The sequence below is a fragment of the Stenotrophomonas sp. YJH_SMC_6 genome (assembly GCF_059371335.1).
On sequence record NZ_JCAFUM010000004.1, the window covers coordinates 192,547 to 209,502 of the forward strand.

Genomic DNA, 16,956 nt, shown 5'->3' on the forward strand with positions numbered 1-16,956 from the left:
GCCGCGTTCGCGTGCCGCACCCTCTGGACGCAGTTTCTTCCAGACCCATTCCCAACGTTCGCCGCCCCAGCCGGGCGCTCGCACCTTCAAGCGAGGAATAACGCTCTTGTCCGATAACACTTCCGAAACCGGCAGCGCCGATGCGCCCGCCGAAAAGCGCGTGCGCAAGCCCCGCGTGAGCAAGGCCGCCGCCCCGGCAGCCGCCGAAACCAGCGCCGCTCCGGCGCAGCCGACCCTGCCGCTGGCCGCCGCGCCCGAGGCACCGGCCCCCGCCCCCGCACCGAGCGCGCCCGCCGCCGAGGCCCCTGCCAGCAGTGGCGGTGGCGAAGGTGGTGAGGGTCGCGAATCCGGCCAGCCGCGGCAGCAGAACCACCAGGGCGGTGGCCAGAACCAGGGCCAGAACCCGTACAACCAGAACGGCCAGCAGGGCCAGGGAGGCCAGGGCAACCGCCGTGACCGCTTCCGCAACCGCCGCGACCGTGACCGTGACCGCAACAACAACCGCTTCCGCGACGACGGCATGCCCAACGACGGCGGCGAGCAGCAGCCCTTCGTGCCGCGTCCGCACGCCAACGTACCGGAAGGCTTCCCGGTCTATTCGCTGAGCGACCTCAAGCGCATGCCGGCACAGAAGCTGTTGGAAATCGCCGAGCAGCTGCAGATCTCCGAAGGCGTGGCACGCGCCCGCAAGCAGGATGTGATCTTCGCCCTGCTGAAGGTACTGACCCGCCACGGTGACGGCGTCGCCGCCGACGGCGTGCTGGAAATCCTGCCGGACGGCTTCGGCTTCCTGCGCGCGGCCGAAGCCAGCTACCTGGCCGGCCCGGACGACACCTATATCTCGCCCAGCCAGATCCGCCGCTTCAACCTGCGCACCGGCGACCATATCTCCGGCCGCATCCGCTTCCCGAAGGACGGCGAGCGCTACTTCGCGCTGAACATCGTCGACACCATCAACGGCGAGCCGATCGAAGCGTCGAAGAACAAGGTGCTGTTCGAGAACCTGACCGCCCTGTTCCCGCGCCGCCGCTTCACCCTGGAGCGCGGCAACGGTTCGTCGGAAGACATCACCGGCCGCATCCTCGACCTGATGGCGCCGCAGGGCAAGGGCCAGCGCTCGCTCATCGTGTCGCAGCCGAAGGCCGGCAAGACCATGATGATGCAGCAGGTCGCCACCGCCATCACCACCAACCACCCGGACGTGCACCTGATCGTGCTGCTGATCGACGAGCGCCCGGAAGAAGTGACCGAAATGCAGCGCACCGTGCGCGGCGAGGTCATCAGCTCGACCTTCGACGAACCGGCCGCGCGCCACGTGCAGGTGGCCGAAATGGTCATCGAGCGCGCCAAGCGCCTGGTCGAGCACAAGAAGGACGTGGTGATCCTGCTCGACTCGATCACCCGCCTGGCCCGCGCCTACAACAACGTGGTGCCGAGCTCGGGCAAGGTGCTGACCGGTGGCGTGGACGCCAACGCCCTGCACCGCCCGAAGCGCTTCTTCGGTGCCGCGCGCAACGTGGAAGAAGGCGGCAGCCTGACCATCATCGCCACCGCGCTGGTCGACACCGGCTCGAAGATGGACGAGGTGATCTACGAAGAGTTCAAGGGCACCGGCAACAGCGAAGTGCACCTGAGCCGTCGTATCGCTGAAAAGCGCGTGTTCCCGGCCATCGACATCAACCGTTCGGGTACCCGCCGCGAAGACCTGCTGATCGAACCGGAACTGCTGCAGAAGATCTGGATCCTGCGCAAGCTGCTGCATCCGATGGATGAAATGGCGGCGATGGAGTTCCTGCTGGACAAGATGAAGAACACCAAGTCCAACGACGAGTTCTTCGGTTCGATGAAGCGCTGAGCCACGGCATTGCATCGAAAAGAACCTGCCGCTCGCTGCGGCAGGTTTTTTTTCACCTGCAGGGCGACCCACTTCACTTCACCGCCGCCCGGTTTTGGCGATAATCCGCCCGATGCCCTGCCCGGCCCCGAGGGCCTGGCCACCGATTCCCGCTGTCGCCCCTTCCGGAGAACCGGTCGGGTCCAGCCTCCTGCCGGATCCGTCGACGCATGCGAACGCTGTCTCCCCGCCTCAACCTGGGCAAGCTGATCCTCGCCCTGGCCCTGCTCAGCGCCATCATCGCGCTGGCCAACACCCTGCTGGCCAGCTACCGGGTGCAGCGCGACCAGCTGGTCGGCAACACCCTGGAGGCCAACCGCGTCTACGCCACCAAACTGGCCGAAACGACCCAGAACTTCCTGCTGGCTGCCCAGCAGGAACTGGCCTACGCCGCCACGCGGCTCGGCCAGGGCAACCTCGACCCGGCACAGGCCCAGGACGAAGCCAGCCGCCTGCAGCTGCAGACCAACAGCTTCAACTCTTCGCTGGTGGTGGATGCCGACGGCCTGGTGATCGCCACCTCGCCGCAGACCCTGCAGCTGCAGGGCGAAGTGCTGCACAGCGTCGGCAACAATGCCGCGCTGGCCGCGCGCCAGCCGATGATCAGCGACCCGTACCAGTCGGCCACCGGCAAGCTGCTGGTCTCGCTGTCGCACCCGATCTTCGATCGCCAGGGCCACTACCGTGGTTACGTCAGCGGCACCCTGTACCTGCGCCAGCGCAGCGCACTGCACACGCTGCTGGGCAAGCACTACTACCGTGATGGTTCCTACCTGTACGTGGTCGATCGCCATGGCCGCCTGCTGTACCACGCCGATGGCAAGCGGGTGGGCGACTACGTGGTCGGCAACCCCGCAGTAAAGGCCGTGGTGCGCGGCGAGCGTGGCGCGCAGCAGGTGCGCAACAACCTGGGCGTGTCGATGCTGGCCGGCTATGCGCCGGTGGCGGCCACCGGCTGGGGCATCATCGCCCAGCGCCCGACCGAGGCCACGCTGCAGCCGCTGTCGCGGTTGATGACTGCGGTAATCTGGAACGCAATCCCGCTGGGCCTGCTGTCGCTGCTGATCACCTGGTGGTTCGCCCGTCGCATATCGATGCCGCTGTGGCAGCTCGCACGCAACGTGCAGGGCGGCGAAGACACTGGCAATGCGATCAGCCACGTCAGCGGCATCCGCGCGTGGTACTTCGAGGTCGCCCAGCTCAAGCAGGCGGTACTGCACAGCTTCAATGCACTGCAGGACCGCATCGGCACGCTCAACCGCGCCAGCCGCACCGATCCGCTGACCAGTCTTCTCAACCGCCGCGGCCTGCAGCAGGCGCTGGATGCCCTGCAGGTACAGGGCATCCCGTTCGCGATCCTGGCGCTGGACATCGATCGCTTCAAATCGATCAATGACAACCACGGCCATGACGTCGGCGACGCTGCCATCGTCCACATCGCCAACCAGATGCGCCGCTACTCGCGCGACAGCGACATCCTCTGCCGCGCCGGCGGCGAGGAGTTCCTGCTGCTGTTGCCGGGCATCAGCGCCGAGTCAGCGCGACAGGCTGGCGAGCGTCTGCGCCAGCACATTGCCGACCATCCGTTTGAACCGGTCGGCACCATCACCGTCTCGCTGGGCGTGGCCCACTTCCCCAGCTTCCATGTCGATGCCGAGCAGGCGCTGCGGCAGGCCGACAAGGCGCTGTACCTGGCCAAGGAACAGGGCCGCAACCGAGTGGTGGTCTACCCCTACGCCGATTGACGCGAAGCCGGGCTGGCCGGCTCCGCAGTGATCGTCAGCCCTGCTCCAGCGGCGTCAGCAGGCGCAGGCCGCGCTTGGCGCCGTCGACCATGTAGATGCCGCCCTCGGGCAGCAGGTCGCTGCCGTTTTCCGCCGCGTCACCGGTCACCCACGGTGCGCGCTGCTTCGGTCCTGGAATGAAGGCGCGCCAGCGGCCATAGCGCTCGGCAGCGGCATTGCGATCATCCGAGAACGCATAGTTGACCGGCACGCGTACCGACCAGAATTCCCGTGTGACGTCCTTCCCGCTGCTTGGAGGAATGAAGGTCCACTTGCGGGCGGTATTGATGCTGGCCTTGGCCAGCACATCGCGCAGCTTGGCCATGGTCCGCTCCGGCCCCGCCACGGTCATGTTGACCTGCTCGGCGATGACGTCGGCCACCGTGCCATCACGGGCGACCTTGATGATCAGGATCACATCGCCCTGACCACCGATCCTCATTGCCTCGTCCGGATAGCGCGGCGGCGCCAGGCGCTCTGCGGTCACCGAATCGGTGGCCTTTGGATCGTACTCGCTGAAATCCACGCTGGTCATGCTGACTTCGTAGTCGCCCTTGCCCGTGGACTTGCCACGCAGACGCACCCGAAACGGTGCCTGTGCGGCGACGGCCTTGCCATCGACCCGCGTCGGCTCGAAACGCCAAGGGCGAATGGTGCGTTCAACAAACGCGGCAACACCCGGGCTGATGTTTGCCTTCTGATCGAGCACCAGAGCGCTGACTGCGCCTTCTGCCGTGACCTCGATCTTTCCGGTCAGTGTCATGCTCAATTCGGTGGTGGCACGCACCGCGCGCGTGGTCTGCGCGTTGGCATCGCCGGCTAACAGCGGAGCGCCGGCACCGACGGCCAACGCGAGAGCGAGGAACAATGGGGAACGCATCATTGCCGGATCCTTGGTGATGAAGGGCGAGAGTACCTCAGTCCCAACACCCATGACAGCTGGCTCACGCCAACCGGTGCGCGCCAGCATAGGGCGGCGTGTCCGGATAGTCACCTCGGGCGAAGCGTTCCTGCAGGCCCTGCCACCAGCCCGGGTCGAACAGGTGCCGGTAGTGCTCGCGCACCGCTGCCAGCTCTGCAGCGGGCAGGCCCATGAACGGGCCGAAGCGCTCGGGAAACACGTCGCGCGGACCGACATGGAACCATGGCTCGTCGGACATCGCTTCCTCCGGCGTACGCGGCTGCGGCCAGGCGCGGAAGACGCAGTCGCTGACCAGACACAGCTCGTCGTAGTCGTAGAACACGGCCCGGCCGTGCCGTGATACGCCGAAATTCTTCGGCAGCATGTCACCGGGGAAGATGTTGTTGCGCGCCATGTCGGTGATCGCCTGCGCATAGTCGAGCACCGCCGCCCGCACCGCCTCCGCGCCCTGCTCGCGCAGGTACAGATTCAAGGGACGAAAACGACGCTGCACATAGCACAGTGCGACTTCGACCTCATCGCCATCGATGCGTACGCTCTGCGCGCACTGCTGCAGCAGTTCATCCAGCAAGGCCGGCGCGAAGCGCTGGCGCGGGAAGCGCAGATGACGATAGGGCTGCGCATCGAGCAGGCGGCCGACACGATCGAGGTTGAACACCAGCGCGTACTTCTCTTCCACCTGCTGTCGCGACATCGCCTTGGGCCACGCGAAACGGTCGCGGATCAGCTTGAACACCAGCGGGTAACTGGGCAGGGTGAACACCGCCATGACCATGCCCGGCGTGCCCTCTGCATGCACCAGCCGCTCCTGCGGGTGCTCGTTGAAATGACGGAAGAAGGTGCGGTAGCGCTCGGTCTTGCCCTGCTTGGCGCGGCCCAGCACGGTGTATATCTCATCGATGGGCTTGCCCGGCAGCAGACTGCGCAGGAACACCACCGCATCACCGACCGTGGCCAGGTTGGCCTGGAAATAGCTGCGTGACACGCCGAACAGGTGGGCCACGTCCCGGCGCCGGGTCAGCACTGCATCGGCGCGCAGGCCACGCTCGTCGTTCACCAGGGCAATCACGCACGGCGAGAACCGGTGCTCGCCGAACACGCGGCCAACCAGGTAAGCGCGGCGCTCGCGGTAGAACACCGTGTCGAGCAGCTCGATGCTGCGTACCGGCGTATCGCCCCAGTGGGCCAGGTCATCCTGCAGGCGCACCGCGATGGCCGCGGCACAGCGCAGCTGGTGCGCATAGGGGATATCGAAGCGATAGTCGGCCAGCACCCGCTGCAGCGCCTCCACCGGCCGCGTCGGCGAAACCGCGTAGGTATGCCGCGCCACCGGGTGGGTGATGGCATCGGAGGGTTCGACATCGAAGGCGATGAACTCCAGCGCCGGGTCCACGCCCCGGGTGGCAAACAGGCGCCGCGACAACGTGTTGTAGAAGGTCTTGTACAGCTCGGCGTCGATCAGGCCCTGCAGCAGCGCGCTATAGCGGGCGTGCACCCGCAACCACAGCACGCGCTCGCCGATCGCGTCACCGGCAAGGCGGCGCAGCGCATCCATCTGCTCGGCGATGCACAGGTCGTACAGGGCGATGCGCTCGACCGCATCCTGTCGCGCACCGGCCCAGTTGCGCTGCTCGAAGCGCTGCCGCGCCCGCGCGGTGATCGCCGCAAAGCGGGCGTGGTACTGCTCGAAACCGTCGCGGATGGCTACCGCGATGCGCGGTGCCAGCTCGGCAGCGATGTCAGGCCTGGACATGCATGGCTCACCCGGAAGGACCGGCTTCACCATACGCTGGCGTGTGCGATGCCGTCGAGCGCGAAGGTAGTGCCGGCCGCTGGCCGGCAGCACCTGGACCGTCGATGGATCGATGCAGATGCCGGCCAGCAGCCGGCACTACTGGCTCAGATCGCCAGTTCGGCTTCCACGTCCTGCACCTTGCGCCGCGCCAATGCCAGGTTGGACCTGGTACGGTCCAGCACGATGTAGAAGAACAGGCCCTTCTTCTTCGCCACCGGGCGCATGATGTGGTACGCCTTGCCCAGCGAGATCAGGATGTCCTCGATGCTGTCGTTGAGGTTCAGCGATGCGGCGGTCTTCATCTTGGCACGGATCACTTCGGTGTTGCCGGCGGCGGCCACTTCCATGTCCATGCCGGCACCGGCTTCGCCCAGCAGCATGCCGCTTTCATAGTCGACCAGCGCCACTGCCTGCGCGCCGTCGATGCCCATCAGTGCGTTCAACGATTCATTCAGTCCAGCCACGTCGCACCCCTTGTCGATGTTGGTTCGAGCCCCTCGTTCCCCTGCGGCCGGGCTCACGATCCGCCGAGTTCGGCCAGGATCGCCTGGCCACATTCCCTGCTCTGCCACAGCACCTGGCCGATCACGCTGCGCTGGTCGCAGGCCGCCATCAGCAGCAACGGCACGCGCCCCTCGGCCTGGATCGCCTGCATCAGCACCTTGCCGCCCGCGGCCTCCAGCATCAGCGTCTGCAGATCCCCAAGCACAAGTTCGCGCCCGACCGCTGCAGCCAGCGCCAGCATCGCGCTGGTCATCGCTGCCAGGCGTTCACCGCGCCCTTCGGCACCGGCACTGACCAGGGCGAAGCCATCCACACTGGCCAGCACCACCGTGCGTATGCCTTCCACCCGCTGCTGCAGGTCTCGCAGCAAGGGCTGCAGGCGCTCACGCTGGCCGGCGTCGGGCAGTAGCGCCACCTGCCCGTCAGCCATGCGCGGCCACCAGTGCGTGCGCTTCCATCTCGCCCATCAATACATCCATCAGCAGCAATCCCTGTTCGCGGTCGCGGGTATCCACGGCCAGTAGCGGCAGCGGCTGGTCATCAAGGCAGGCAAGGGCGGCCCAGTCATCCAGCGCGGCGTGCGGTGCCTGGTCGAGATGGGTGACGGCCACCACCAGCGCCAATGACGATGCGAACGGCCGCAGCACCTGCAGATAATCCTCCAGTTCGGCAACCACGCCCGCGCGCCGCGCATCCAGCAGCAGCACGGCGCCGCGGGCGCCCTGCAGCAGGATCGGCCAGAGGAAATCGAAACGCTGCTGTCCCGGCGTGCCATACAGGCGCAGCCGCTCGCCATTGGGCAGGTCGATATCTGCATAGTCCAGGGCGACGGTGGTGGAGGCCTTGTCGGCACCGAGGCGGTCGCTGTTGGCCACGTCGGTGTCGACCACCGCGCCGGCCGCGATGCTGCGCACCAGGGTCGACTTGCCACTGCCCATGCCGCCCAGCACCACCACCTTGTGCTCACGCATTGCGCTCGCTCCCACGCAGGTGACGCCACAGGCGGGCGAGCAGGCCGTTGTCAGCGCCGGCAGCGCGTTCCGGCAGCGGTACCGCCGGCGCTGCCTGCAGCTGCGCGTAACCGCACAGGTAAGCGGCATGGATGAAATCGCGCACGGCCGCAGGCGGCAGATCAAGCAACATCGCGCACTCGTCCACCGTGCACGCGCGCTTGAGCAGCAGCGAGCACAGGCGGAAGCCATCATGGTCATGGCCCAGCACACGGAAGTCGGGCCAGCGCAGCAGCTTTACCGAAGCACCGCGCAGGCGTTCGTCCAGTGCCTGCCAATGGCGGCTGCGTTGCGCCCATTGCCACAGCAGCGGCCGCAGTGGCTGGCGTGGCCGCTCGCCGGCCAGGCCATGCAGGCGTGCGGGTGTCAGCGCATCCAGCTGCAGGCGTTCGAAGGCATCGGCCAAACGCTCCACCAGGGCCGTAGCCGGTTCCTGCAGCAGCACGGCCTGGTCATGCTCCAGGTCCATCAGCAGCAGAGGCTCGCCCGCATCACTCAACAGGGCCTGGCCCTGTCGCAGCGGCAGCCGCTCGCGCAGCAGACGGGTGATGGCATGCGCACCATCAGCCAGGCGGATCGGTGCGGGTGCGTGCATGGCCAAGGGCTCCACTGCCAACTGCATGCGACGCAGCGCGCGACCGATGGCACTGTCATCAAGCACGTCCTGGTGCCCGTCGCCATCACGCAGCTGGCCGCCGATGTCTTCGATCCAGCACTGCAGTCGCGGACGCTGCTGGCGCATGCGCTGGGCCGCGTTGCGCAGCGCCGGCGTATCGCGGATGACCAGCAGGTCGCAATCGTCCAGGTCCTGGCTGCGGCGGATCTGGCCGTCCGGCAGGGCCGATGCCACGCGCAGCCGCTGCAGCAGGGCCTGCTCGCCCTGGATGTCGGTTCCCACTACCAGCACGCGTGCCATCCGTGTTCCCCGTGCGGCCACCTCCCCGGTGGCCTCGCGTCGCCAAGGCTAGGGCATCGCCAGCGGCAGCCGTCGTGATCGACTGCTCAGATCGAGGGCGGTTGCAGACGGTGTCCGATCAGTTCTGCGACGGCCATCGCGGGCAAGTTTCATGCCTCGTTGACGACATTCCGACAGCCGACGGGAATCACGGTTCTGGACGCGGGTCGAATGGGGTCAGATCCCTTTTGCATGGCAAAATGGTTCTGACCCGGAGCCCAAAAGAAACCCGCGCCGAAGCGCGGGTTCCGGTGTCACGACCGAACGGCGATGGATCAGCCGCGGAGCTGCTCCAGCGCGGCGTTGAAGGTCGCGCTCGGGCGCATCGCCTTGCTCGCCTTGGCGACGTCCGGGCGGTAGTAGCCGCCGATGTCCACGGCCTTGCCCTGCACCGCGATCAACTCTTCGACGATCTTCTGCTCGTTGTCGGTCAGTGCCTTGGCCAGCGGTGCGAAGCGTGCCTTCAGTGCCGCATCTTCGTCCTGTGCGGCCAGCGCCTGCGCCCAGTACAGCGCGATGTAGAAGTGGCTGCCACGGTTGTCGATGCCACCCAGCTTGCGCGACGGCGACTTGTCGTTGTCCAGGAACTGGCCGTTGGCTTCGTCCAGCGCCTTGGCCAGCACGCGGGCGGCGGCGTTGTCGTAGCGGTTGCCCAGGTGTTCCAGCGACGCGGCCAGGGCCAGGAACTCACCCAGCGAATCCCAGCGCAGGTAGTCCTCTTCGACGAACTGCTGCACGTGCTTCGGGGCCGAACCACCGGCGCCGGTCTCGAACAGGCCGCCACCGGCCATCAGCGGCACGATCGACAGCATCTTGGCGCTGGTGCCCAGCTCCATGATCGGGAACAGGTCGGTCAGGTAGTCGCGCAGCACGTTGCCGGTCACCGAGATGGTGTCCTCGCCCTTGCGGATGCGGTCCAGCGAGAACGCGGTGGCTTCCACCGGCGGCAGGATGCGGATGTCCAGGCCGGTGGTGTCGTGGTCCTTCAGGTACTGCTCGACCTTGGCGATGACCTGCGCGTCGTGGGCGCGGGCGGCATCCAGCCAGAACACGGCAGGGGTGCTGCTCAGGCGGGCGCGTTCGACGGCCAGCTTGACCCAGTCCTGGATCGGCGCGTCCTTGGTCTGGCACATGCGCCAGATGTCACCGGCTTCCACGGCGTGTTCGAACACCACGTTGCCGGCATCGTCGGTGACCTTGACCACGCCGTCGGCGGCGATCTGGAAGGTCTTGTCGTGCGAACCGTACTCTTCGGCCTTCTGCGCCATCAGGCCGACGTTCGGCACCGAGCCCATGGTGGCCGGGTCGAAGGCGCCGTGCGCCTTGCAGTCGTCGATGACGGCCTGGTACACGCCGGCGTAGCAGCGGTCCGGGATGACCGCCTTGGTGTCCTGCAGCTTGCCTTCGGCATTCCACATCTTGCCGGAGTCGCGGATCATCGCCGGCATCGAGGCGTCGACGATCACGTCGCTCGGCACGTGCAGGTTGGTGATGCCCTTGTCCGAATTGACCATGGCCACGCCCGGACGCTGCGCGTACTCGGCGGCCAGGTCCGCTTCGATCGCGGCGCGGGTGGCTTCCGGCAGCGACGGCAGGCGCGCGGCCAGGTCACCGATGCCGTTGTTGGCATCGAAACCGGCCTGCTTGAGCACGTCGGCGTGCTTGGCCAGCACGTCCTTGTAGAACTCGTTGACCGCCACGCCGAACATGATCGGGTCGGAGACCTTCATCATGGTCGCCTTCAGGTGCAGCGAGAACAGCACGCCCTGGGCCTTGGCATCGGCGATCTGCTCACCGATGAACGCGGCCAGCGCCTTGCGGCTCATGACGGCGGCATCGACGATCTCGCCGGCCTTGACCGTGGTCTTTTCCTTCAGCACGACGGCGCTGCCGTCCTTGCCGTGGAAGGTGATCTTCAGCGCACCGGCGTTGGCCAGGGTGGCCGACTTCTCGCTGCCGTAGAAATCGCCGGCGGCCATGTGCGCGACGTGCGACTTCGAATCCGACGCCCAGGCGCCCATGCGGTGCGGGTGCTTGCGCGCGTAGTTCTTCACCGACAGCGGTGCACGGCGGTCGGAGTTGCCTTCGCGCAGAACCGGGTTCACCGCACTGCCCTTGACCTTGTCGTAGCGCGCCTTGTAGTCGCGCTGCTGGTCGTCGGCCGGGGTTTCCGGGTAATCCGGCAGCGGATAGCCCTGGTCCTGCAGTTCCTTGATGGCCGCCTTCAACTGCGGCACCGAGGCGGAGATGTTCGGCAGCTTGATGATGTTGGCGTCCGGGGTGGTCGCCAGCTGGCCCAGCTCGGCCAGGTCGTCGCTGACCTTCTGCGCGTCGGACAGCAGTTCCGGGAACTGCGACAGGATGCGGCCGGACAGCGAGATGTCACGGGTTTCCACCACGATGCCGGCAGTGGCGGTGTAGGCGTCGACGATCGGCAGCAGCGACTGGGTCGCCAGGAACGGTGCTTCGTCGGTCAGCGTGTAGAGGATCTTGGACATGGGGGACTTGGACTCTGTAGCAATGCTCAGGGGAAGGCCGGCGCCAGCGCCGGGCCACGTGCAACCGTGTCGCTTTCCCCCGTCGCCGTCAGGGTGGGCGCGCGGCGGGGAAACCCCTGCATTGTCGCGTTTTCAGCCGCGCGGGGCAAAGCCGCGCCATACGCGGCGGTACTGCACGGCGGCAACGCTGTGATCCATCCCCACACGGCGTGGGTCTGCGCGAACGCCGCCGTCAGTGGATCCACGCCATGCATGGATGAAGCCAGCCACCGGCCAATAAAAAAGGACGCAGCCTTGCGGCTGCGTCCATCGTGAGTCCTGCCGGGAGAGAGTCGGCAGGACTTACTTGACCTCGAACTCCTGCGGCGTTCCAGCCGCCTTGCCATCGACCGTGACCTCGGCGCGGTACTTGCCGGCCGGCCAGCCCTTTGCATTCTTGAACGTGACGTTGGTGGTCTCCGCGCCGCTGGCATTCAGGGTCGCGGTCTGTTCGCCGGCCACCTGGCCGTCCTGGAAGGTCAGCTTGGCACCGACATTGACGTTGTTGGCGGCGCCATCGGTCTTGACCGAGACGATGACATCATCCTTCGGCGAGAACAGTGCAGCCGGGGCGACCGATTTGTCGGCGGCAGCGGTCTTGCCCACGGTGACGGTGGAAACGCTGACCGCGGCAGCTTCCGCCATCGGCGGCGGTGCACCGGTCATCGGTGCCGGCGCTGCCGGCTCGGCCGGAGCCGTGGCGGCCGGAGCGGCGTTGGTGTCGGTCGACTCTTCCTTCTTCTTGCAACCGACCAAGGCAACGCTGCCCAACAGGGCGGCGATCAGGGCGGTCTGGAGCGGGGTGGTCTTGATCATTCGGGGTTCCTCCCAGGGATTGTCGGACGGCGTTTGATCGCCGGCTTACTTCGGCGGCAGTTTCAGGGTCTGGCCCGGGAAGATCTTGTCCGGGTCGTCAAGCACATCGCGATTGGCTTCGAAGATCTTCTTCCAGGCGTTGGCGTCGCCCAGATGCTGCTTGGCGATCTTCGACAGCGAGTCACCCTTCTGCACGGTATAGGTGCCGCCGCTGACGATCTCGGCGGTGCTGTCCACCGAAGCGCTCACGCCGGAGAAGTCCGCCTTCGGCACCTGCTCGGCGGTACTGTCGACGCTGGCGCTGACGCCGGAGAAATCGGCTTTCTTCTCGGTACTCATCCACAACTCCCGTCTGCATGACTACGTGGCTCGCACGGTGCCATGGCGGTTGTTAAATGGGGATGGTGCAGATGTGAAGCCGCCCCGGGGGGCGGCTGAACAATCGGGAGAGACGGTGCCCGGTAGTGCCGGCCGCTGGTCGGCTGTGCCAGGGGGATCCAGCCTTGGCCGATTGCCGGCCAGCGGCCGGCACTACCCGTAACCGCCTGCGAATCATGGTAGTGCCGGCCGCTGGCCGGTGTTCGCCGGGCATGGCCCGGCACAACGGGCAACCGCCTGCGGCGGTTACTGGCGCAGTTCGCGGTAGGTCGCGGCCGGGGCGGCAATGCCGGGACTGGCGCGCCACGGGTTGATGTCCAGGCCGCCACGGCGGGTATAGCGCGCCTCCACTTCCAGCCATTGCGGCTGGCAGCGCGCAGACACCTCGCTGAAGATCCGCTCAACGCACTGCTCGTGGAACTCGGCGTGCTCGCGGTAGCTCACCAGATAGCGCAGCAGGCCGGCACGATCGATCTTCGGCCCGCGGTAACGCAGGCTGACCGTCGCCCAGTCCGGCTGGCCGGTGACCGGGCAGTTGGACTTCAGCAGTGCCGAGACCAGGGTCTCCTCCACCACCTCACCGGCATTGGCCGAGAGAAAGTCCGCCTGCGGCGGGCCGTAGCAGTCGATCTCCAGCTCCAGCCCGTCGATGGATTCACCGAGCGGCGTCTCGCGCAGGCCCGGCAGCCCGAACTCGACCTGGACCGGCGCACCGGCACAATCCGACAGATCCGCCACGATGCGCGCGCGCAGTGCCTCGGCGCTGTCGATGCGGGTGCTGTTGAGGGAGTTGAGGTACAGCTTGAACGACTTCGATTCGATCAGCCGCGGCGACGTGCACGGCACCTGCACGGTGGCCACGGCCACCTGCGGCTTGCCACGCGGGTCGAGCCAGCTCAGCTCGAAGGCGTGCCAGCGGTCATGGCCGACGAACGGCAGCGCGGCCTCATCGAGGCCGATCTCGGCGCGGGCGCCGCTGCGGGGGATGGGAAACAGCAGGCCGGGATCGTACTGCGACGGGTAACTGACCTCGCGACCGAGGCTGGAATCCTGGGGGGTGTTCATGGGGGGCATTGTATCGCGCGGACGGCGGGCCTTCGGCCGGGCCGGCCAACGGCGGAGCCCCTCCGTGGTGGTTCAGGCACGATCTCGGGGTCGGGCGGGAGGGGGGGTTGGCTGGGGGCCGCTGCAAGTACGTCCATGTAGCTCGGTCGCCGCATCCATGCGGCTCACGCCCCCAGCCAACCCACCCTCCCGGCCATGGACAATTTCCCGCGCCACCACGGGAAAGATCAGAAAAATCAAGATCAAAAGCCGATCCTTCAGACGTTCATGACGTCCGCCGTGCCGACCAACGGTCGGCACCCACCAACAGCAGCGGGCACCAACAGCCCCGGGAAACTGTCGAAGGCGGGGTGGGTCCGGTTGAGGGGGTGTCCGCGGCATGGATGCCGCGGCCAAGCCCCCATGGACGGGTTTACGGCGTCCCCCTCAACCGGACCCACCCCGCCATCCCACGGAATGCCCGCTTTTGACGTTGACGTTGATTTAGGCGGGTGCAGGGCTGCAAGCCCTGCCGGAAACCCTCACCCCGCCGGAGTGCCGGCACCGTGCAGGTAATCCAGGCTCACCTGCAGCAGCGCGCGCAGTCCGACATCCAGCGCCTTCTCATCCAGCAGGAACTTCGGCGAATGATTGGCGGGCGCCGTCGCCGGGTCGATGCCCACGCTGGTGGAACCAACGAAGAAGAACATCCCCGGCACTTCCTTCGCGTACAGCGAGAAATCCTCCGCGCCCATCTGCAGCGGTGGCTCGTACACGTTGTCCTTGCCCACCACCGCCTGCAGGCTCGGCAGCATCTTCGCGGTCAGCGCCGGGTCGTTCACCGTGGCCGGGTTGCCTTCTGATTCGTAGATGTCGGTCACCGCCTTCGCACCGTGCGCGGCGGCGGTGTGTTCGGCCACGTTGCGCAGGTCGGCGAAGATCTGCTGGCGCATGCCCTCGTCGAAGGTGCGGATGGTGCCGACCATCTCCACCTCGTCCGGAATGATGTTGTAGCGGATGCCGCCGTTGATCGCACCGAAGGTCAGCACCGCCGGTTGCTTGGACAGGTTGGCGCGGCGGCTGACGATGGTCTGCGCGGTGCCGACCAGATCGGCCGTGGCCACGATCGGGTCGACACCGTTCCACGGTGCCGAGCCGTGCGTCTGGCGACCGATCACCTTGATGCCGAAGCGGTCCGAGGCTGCCATCAGCGGACCGCCACGCACGGCGATCTGACCGGCCTGCACGCTGGAGAACACATGCAGGCCAAACACCGCCTCCGGCTTGAAGTCGGCGAACAGGCCTTCCTTCAGCATCAGCGCGGCACCGCCCTCTTCCGGCGGCGGTGCGCCTTCCTCGGCCGGCTGGAAGATCAGCATCACCTGGCCCGGCAGGTCCTTCTTCATCGACACCAGCGCTTCGGCCACGCCCAGCAGGGTGGCGGTGTGCGCGTCATGGCCGCAGGCATGCATCACGCCCACGGTCTGGCCGCGGTACTGGTCGGTGGCCTTGGAGGCGAACGGCAGCCCGGTCTGTTCGGTTACCGGCAGCGCGTCCATGTCCGCACGCAGCGCGATCTTGGGGCCGGGCTTGCCGCCTTCGATGATCGCCACCACGCCGTGGTGGGCGATGCCGGTCTTCGGCTTCAAGCCCATCGCACGCAGGCGCTTGGCGACCTCGGCCGAGGTGCGCGCCTCGCGGTTGGACAGTTCCGGGTGCTGATGGAAGTCGCGGCGCCATTCAACCACCTTGGCCTGCAGGCGCTGGGCAGCGGCGGTCACTTCGGGGCGTTGCCCGTCCTGGGCGTGGGCAACGGCCGGCAGGGCCAGCAGCAGGGCGGACAGCAGCAGCGAACGGCGCATCGCAATCTCCACAGCAAGAGGGGTCCAGCTGAATGTAGGGCAACACCGCCGCCACGGGAACCTCCGCGGCCGGATCCGGTCTTAGCGCCCGTCCCATCCGTCATGCAGGAAACGTGATGTGGCACAGGTATGCTTTGCGCATTGCCAACCGGGGCCGCGCCCCGTCCAGCCCTCTTGGAGTCCTCGTAATGTCACGTGTTTGGAAGATCGTGCTGCTGGTCGTGGCGGTTCTGGTGCTGGCCGTGGTCGGCCTGCGCGTCATCGGCGGGGGCAAGGACAAGGCTGGAAAGCCGGCAGCGGGAGCGCGCCAGGGTGGCGAAGACCCGGATGCCGGCCCGGTGCCGGTGACCGTGGTCGAGGCCACGCACCAGGACGTACCGGTGTATGCCAGCGCACTGGGTACCGTGACGGCAATGAACACCGTCACCGTCAGCCCGCAGGTCGGTGGCCAGCTGATGAGCCTGAACTTCCGCGAAGGCCAGGAAGTGAAGAAGGGCGACGTGCTGGCAGTAATCGATCCACGCACCGCCCAGGCCAGCTACGACCAGGCCGCGGCAGCCAAGCGCCAGAACGAGGCGCTGCTGGCCACCGCGCGCTCCAACTACCAGCGCTCCAATGCGCCGGAGTACCGCCAGTTCGTCGCCAAGACCGATCTGGATACACAGCGAAACCAAGTGGCACAGTACGAAAGCGCAGTCGCGGCGAACGAAGCCAGCATGCGCTCGGCACAGGTGCAGCTGCAGTACACCAGGGTCACCGCACCGATCACCGGCATCGCCGGCATCCGCGCGGTCGACGCGGGCAACGTGGTCAACGCGGGCACCGCGCTGGTCACCCTGACCCAGATCCACCCGATCCACGTCCTGTTCAACCTGCCCGAACGCCAGCTCGGCGACGTGCGCCAGGCGCAGGCCGCCGGCGCGGTGCCGGTGGCGGCACTGGACCGCGCCGACTCGCACGTGCTGTCCGGCGACGGCAAGCTGGACGTGGTCGACAACCTGATCAGTGCCGACAGCGGCACCTTCAAGGCGCGCGCGCTGTTCGACAACACCGACAACGGCCTGTGGCCGGGCCAGTTCGTCAACGTGCGCATGCAGCTGCGCACGATTGCCGGCGGCGTGGTCATTCCGACCCAGGCCGTGCTGCGTGGGCCGGATGGCGAGTACGTCTACGTCGTGCAGGGCGACAACACGGTGAAGATGCAGACCGTGCGGAGCGGCGTGGAAGTGGGCGACAGCCAGGTGCAGATCGCCGAAGGCCTGAAGGGCGGCGAGCGGGTGGTCAGTGAAGGCCAGTTCCGCCTGAAGCCGGGCAGCAAGGTCACCGCGCTGAAGCCGGGCGAAACCCCGGCCGCACCGACCGAGGCCGAGCTGAAGGCGGCCGAACAGAAGAACGGTGGCGGCGGTGGCCGTCGCGGTGGCGGTCCGCGCTGAGCGCAGGCCACGGTTCTCCCTC

14 protein-coding genes are annotated in these 16,956 nt (G+C 67.1%); 3 read left to right on the forward strand and 11 right to left on the reverse strand.

What is annotated here, in order from left to right; translation table 11 throughout:
- Positions 1-106 precede the first annotated feature (106 nt).
- Together rho and AC5P9N_RS05925 are read left to right on the forward strand one after the other, a co-directional pair.
- Positions 107-1,855, forward strand: a complete 1,749-nt coding sequence (rho, locus tag AC5P9N_RS05920) for a transcription termination factor Rho (protein WP_049395351.1) — start codon at positions 107-109, stop codon at positions 1,853-1,855.
- A gap of 209 nt (positions 1,856-2,064) precedes the next feature.
- Positions 2,065-3,639, forward strand: coding sequence for a sensor domain-containing diguanylate cyclase (locus AC5P9N_RS05925; RefSeq protein ID WP_099485024.1), 1,575 nt, complete (start codon positions 2,065-2,067; stop codon positions 3,637-3,639).
- A gap of 34 nt (positions 3,640-3,673) precedes the next feature.
- On the opposite strand, the gene AC5P9N_RS05930 is transcribed toward AC5P9N_RS05925, so the two are convergent.
- The 11 genes from AC5P9N_RS05930 to AC5P9N_RS05980 all read right to left on the reverse strand — a co-directional run bounded on the left by AC5P9N_RS05930 (position 3,674) and on the right by AC5P9N_RS05980 (position 15,501).
- A complete protein-coding gene (locus AC5P9N_RS05930; RefSeq protein WP_043034296.1) occupies positions 3,674-4,561 on the reverse strand; it encodes an energy transducer TonB in 888 nt (295 codons plus the stop codon).
- Positions 4,562-4,622: 61 nt separating this feature from the next.
- Entirely contained in the window at positions 4,623-6,353 is a 1,731-nt protein-coding gene (aceK, locus tag AC5P9N_RS05935) for a bifunctional isocitrate dehydrogenase kinase/phosphatase (RefSeq protein WP_049395367.1), read from the reverse strand.
- Between the two features lie 146 nt (positions 6,354-6,499).
- Positions 6,500-6,859: a hypothetical protein gene (locus AC5P9N_RS05940; RefSeq protein ID WP_005411280.1), complete on the reverse strand. Its 360-nt coding sequence runs from the start codon at positions 6,857-6,859 to the stop codon at positions 6,500-6,502.
- A 53-nt stretch (positions 6,860-6,912) separates the two neighbouring features.
- Complete coding sequence (locus tag AC5P9N_RS05945) at positions 6,913-7,329, reverse strand: roadblock/LC7 domain-containing protein (RefSeq protein ID WP_099485023.1); 417 nt, start codon at positions 7,327-7,329, stop codon at positions 6,913-6,915.
- Positions 7,322-7,870 (reverse strand): GTP-binding protein, encoded by a 549-nt coding sequence (locus AC5P9N_RS05950; protein ID WP_049418054.1) that lies wholly within the window; start codon positions 7,868-7,870, stop codon positions 7,322-7,324. The genes AC5P9N_RS05945 and AC5P9N_RS05950 overlap by 8 nt, the downstream gene beginning before the upstream one ends.
- Positions 7,863-8,825, reverse strand: a complete 963-nt coding sequence (locus AC5P9N_RS05955) for a hypothetical protein (protein ID WP_005411283.1) — start codon at positions 8,823-8,825, stop codon at positions 7,863-7,865. The genes AC5P9N_RS05950 and AC5P9N_RS05955 overlap by 8 nt, the downstream gene beginning before the upstream one ends.
- 314 nt (positions 8,826-9,139) lie before the next feature.
- Positions 9,140-11,362, reverse strand: coding sequence for an NADP-dependent isocitrate dehydrogenase (locus tag AC5P9N_RS05960; RefSeq protein WP_099473504.1), 2,223 nt, complete (start codon positions 11,360-11,362; stop codon positions 9,140-9,142).
- A 342-nt stretch (positions 11,363-11,704) separates the two neighbouring features.
- The gene (locus AC5P9N_RS05965) at positions 11,705-12,217 is read right to left on the reverse strand and encodes a hypothetical protein (RefSeq protein ID WP_005411286.1); all 513 of its coding nucleotides are present in this window, start codon (positions 12,215-12,217) and stop codon (positions 11,705-11,707) included.
- A gap of 45 nt (positions 12,218-12,262) precedes the next feature.
- Positions 12,263-12,556 carry a LysM peptidoglycan-binding domain-containing protein gene (locus AC5P9N_RS05970; protein WP_005411287.1) on the reverse strand — a complete coding sequence of 98 codons (294 nt, stop codon included), beginning with the start codon at positions 12,554-12,556 and terminating at the stop codon, positions 12,263-12,265.
- 285 nt (positions 12,557-12,841) lie between these two features.
- Positions 12,842-13,660, reverse strand: coding sequence for an NADPH-dependent 7-cyano-7-deazaguanine reductase QueF (gene queF, locus AC5P9N_RS05975; protein ID WP_033833570.1), 819 nt, complete (start codon positions 13,658-13,660; stop codon positions 12,842-12,844).
- 521 nt (positions 13,661-14,181) lie between these two features.
- Positions 14,182-15,501 carry a M20 family metallopeptidase gene (locus AC5P9N_RS05980; RefSeq protein WP_012481426.1) on the reverse strand — a complete coding sequence of 440 codons (1,320 nt, stop codon included), beginning with the start codon at positions 15,499-15,501 and terminating at the stop codon, positions 14,182-14,184.
- A gap of 188 nt (positions 15,502-15,689) precedes the next feature.
- Between AC5P9N_RS05980 and AC5P9N_RS05985 the strand changes: the two genes are divergently transcribed.
- Positions 15,690-16,934, forward strand: a complete 1,245-nt coding sequence (locus AC5P9N_RS05985; protein WP_043034293.1) for an efflux RND transporter periplasmic adaptor subunit — start codon at positions 15,690-15,692, stop codon at positions 16,932-16,934.
- The last annotated feature ends 22 nt before the right edge of the window (positions 16,935-16,956 follow it).